Source organism: Streptomyces ipomoeae 91-03 (genome assembly GCF_000317595.1).
Classification (GTDB): domain Bacteria; phylum Actinomycetota; class Actinomycetes; order Streptomycetales; family Streptomycetaceae; genus Streptomyces; species Streptomyces ipomoeae.
In genome coordinates this window covers 1-2,823 of sequence record NZ_AEJC01000488.1, presented here as the reverse complement: position 1 = coordinate 2,823, position 2,823 = coordinate 1, and the positions used below count along the sequence as shown (strand labels likewise).

The 2,823-nt window shown below is 71.8% G+C and carries 2 protein-coding genes; one reads left to right on the top strand and one right to left on the bottom strand.

Annotated features, from left to right (window positions below):
• The first annotated feature begins 558 nt into the window (after positions 1–558).
• A complete protein-coding gene (locus STRIP9103_RS31735) occupies positions 559–1,596 on the top strand; it encodes an adenosine deaminase (protein ID WP_048821345.1) in 1,038 nt (345 codons plus the stop codon).
• Between the two features lie 59 nt (positions 1,597–1,655).
• Here the strand turns inward: STRIP9103_RS31735 and STRIP9103_RS31730 are convergent, their stop codons facing one another.
• Positions 1,656–2,711, bottom strand: coding sequence for a UDP-N-acetylmuramate dehydrogenase (locus tag STRIP9103_RS31730; RefSeq protein ID WP_048821344.1), 1,056 nt, complete (start codon positions 2,709–2,711; stop codon positions 1,656–1,658).
• Positions 2,712–2,823: the final 112 nt, after the last annotated feature.

Genomic DNA, 2,823 nt, shown 5'->3' with positions numbered 1-2,823 from the left:
CGCCGCCGCGCCCGCGCGGCCCCAGGCCGGCAACCGCCGAGCATGACCGCCGCGCTCACGCGGCCCCCGTCCGACGACTCCCGCCTGCCCCCGCACCCCGCCCACGAGTTCCTGAGGGCGGGGGCACGTGGTCACGGAATGACCCGGCCATGTCACAACACGGCTATACCAGCCGCCCACCCCCCACACCGGGCCGATGATGCTCTCTCCACCGCACACACCCTCGGGGGGACCATGCGCCGCACCGTCATCACCGCTGTACTGGCCGCCGGCCTGCTGCTCACCGCCTGTACCGGCGGCAGCGAGAAGGCCGCCGAACCTTCGGCCTCGTCCGACGCGGCCACCACGCCCGCCGTAGAGGAATCGGCCACCTCCGATGACGACGCGGCCAAGGAAGCCGAAGAGGACGTCGACAAGACACTGGACGAACTCGAAAGGGCGCTCGGCGAAACCACCGGAGTCCAGGACGGCACCTACGAGCCCGCTCGTCTGTGCGAGCAAGACCACGTTCGGGGATTCCGCTACCGGTACGGCGTCGGCGTACGGCAGGATCCTCGAATGGAGCATGTACGTGATGTCTCTGCGCTGCCGAAGGCCCATCTGCATCTGCATTTCACCGGGTCGATGCGCCCGGAGACCGTTCTGGAACTGGCCGACAAGTACGGCGTGCACCTGCCCGAGGCGCTGACAGATGCCCTGACCAGCGGGGAACCGCCGAAGCTGCGGGCGACGGACGAGCGGGGCTGGTTCCGCTTCCAGCGGTTGTACGACGCGGCGCGCTCGTGTCTGCGGGAGCCCGAGGACATCCAGCGGCTGGTGCGGGAGGCCGCCGAGGAGGATCTGAGGGACGGCTCCGGCTGGCTGGAGATCCAGGTGGACCCGACCTCGTACGCGCCCCGGCTGGGCGGGCTGATCCCGGCGCTGGAGATCATCCTGGACGCGGTGGAGACGACCTCGCGGGAGACCGGGCTCGGCATGCGCGTCCTGGTCGCCGCGAACCGTATGAAGCACCCCCTGGACGCGCGCACGCTGGCCCGGCTGGCGGTGCGATACGCGGACCGGGGTGTCGTCGGCTTCGGGCTCTCCAACGACGAACGCCGGGGCATGGCGCGGGACTTCGACCGGGCCTTCTCGATCGCCCGGGAGGGCGGTCTGCTGTCGGCCCCGCACGGCGGCGAGCTGACCGGCCCGTCCTCGGTGCGCGACTGCCTGGACGACCTGCATGCCAACCGGGTGGGGCACGGGGTGCGCGCGGCGGAGGACCCGCGGCTGCTGAAACGGCTCGCGGACAGGGGTGTGACCTGCGAGGTCTGCCCCGCCTCGAACGTGGCCCTGGGCGTCTACGAGAAACCCCAGGACGTCCCCCTGCGCACCCTGTTCGACGCCGGCGTCCCCATGGCCCTGGGCGCCGACGACCCCCTGCTCTTCGGCTCCCGCCTGGCCGCCCAGTACGAAATCGCCCGCCACCACCACGCCTTCACGGACGAGGAGCTGGCGGAACTGGCCCGCCAGTCGGTCCGAGCGTCGGCGGCCCCGGAGGAGGCCAAGCGGAAGCTGCTGGCCGGCGTCGACGAGTGGCTGACCAGCGCCCCGTAGGGGCGGCGGGGGCGCCCCCCCCGGCCACGAGGGCGGAGGCGAAACTCCGCCGTGGCCGCCTACAGGCTCACGCCCACCGTCACCGGCTCGTTCACCAGCGTGATCCCGAAGGCGTCACGAACCCCGGCCACGACCTCGCGGGCCAGAGCGAGCAGGTCCTCGGTGGTGGCGTTCCCCCGGTTGGTGAGGGCCAGCGTGTGCTTGGTGGAGATACGGGCGGGCCCGCTGCCGTAGCCCTTGGCGAAGCCCGCCTTGTCGATGAGCCAGGCCGCGGAGGTCTTGGTGTACCCGTCACCGGCGGCGTACGCGGGCGGGGTGACATCGCCCCCGAGCCGTTCCCGCACGCGCGCGTGGAACGCGGCGAACTCCTCGTCCGTGAGGATCGGGTTGGTGAAGAACGACCCGGCGGACCAGGTGTCGTGATCCTCGGGGTCGAGCACCATGCCCTTTCCGGCGCGCAGCTTCAGCACGGCCTCGCGGGCGTCGGCGAGGGGCACACGGTCACCGGGCTCGACGCCCAGCGCGCGGGCCGCCTCGGCGTACTTGATCGGGCCCGACAGCCCGTCCGCGTCCTCCAGTTCGAACCGGACGCGCAGGACGACATAGCGCTCGGGGTCGTTCTTGAAGCGGCTGTGGCGGTAGGAGAAGACGCACTCCGCGTTCGGGACGGTGACCGTCTCGCGGGTGCGGCGGTCGTAGGCGACGACCTCGGTGATCGTGGAGGCGACCTCCTGGCCGTACGCGCCGACGTTCTGGATCGGTGTCGCGCCGGCGGAGCCGGGGATTCCGGCGAGGCATTCGACGCCCGCGAGCCCGGCCTCGACGGTCCGGGCGACGGCGTCGGTCCACACCTCGCCGGCGGCCAGCTCCAGCTTCGTGCCGGCGAGGGCGAAGCCCTTGGTGGCGATGACCAGCGCGGTTCCGGGGAACCCCTTGTCGCCGATGACCAGATTGGAGCCACCGCCGATGAGGAGGAGAGGTGTACCGGCGTCATCGGCCTCGCGAACGGCCGCGATCACCTCGTCATCGGTGACCGCCGTGATCAGCCGCCGCGCGGGCCCACCCAGCCGGAAGGTGGTCAGGGGGGCGAGGGGGGCGTCTTGGAGTTCCTGCACGCGCCTAAGACTACGAGACGGCGCGCGGGCGGTTCTGGGCGCGTGAAGCCTGCGGCGGCCTGTTTCGGTGAGTGGGGGTACGCGTAGCGCCTGTTCGTGCGTTGTGGGTCGG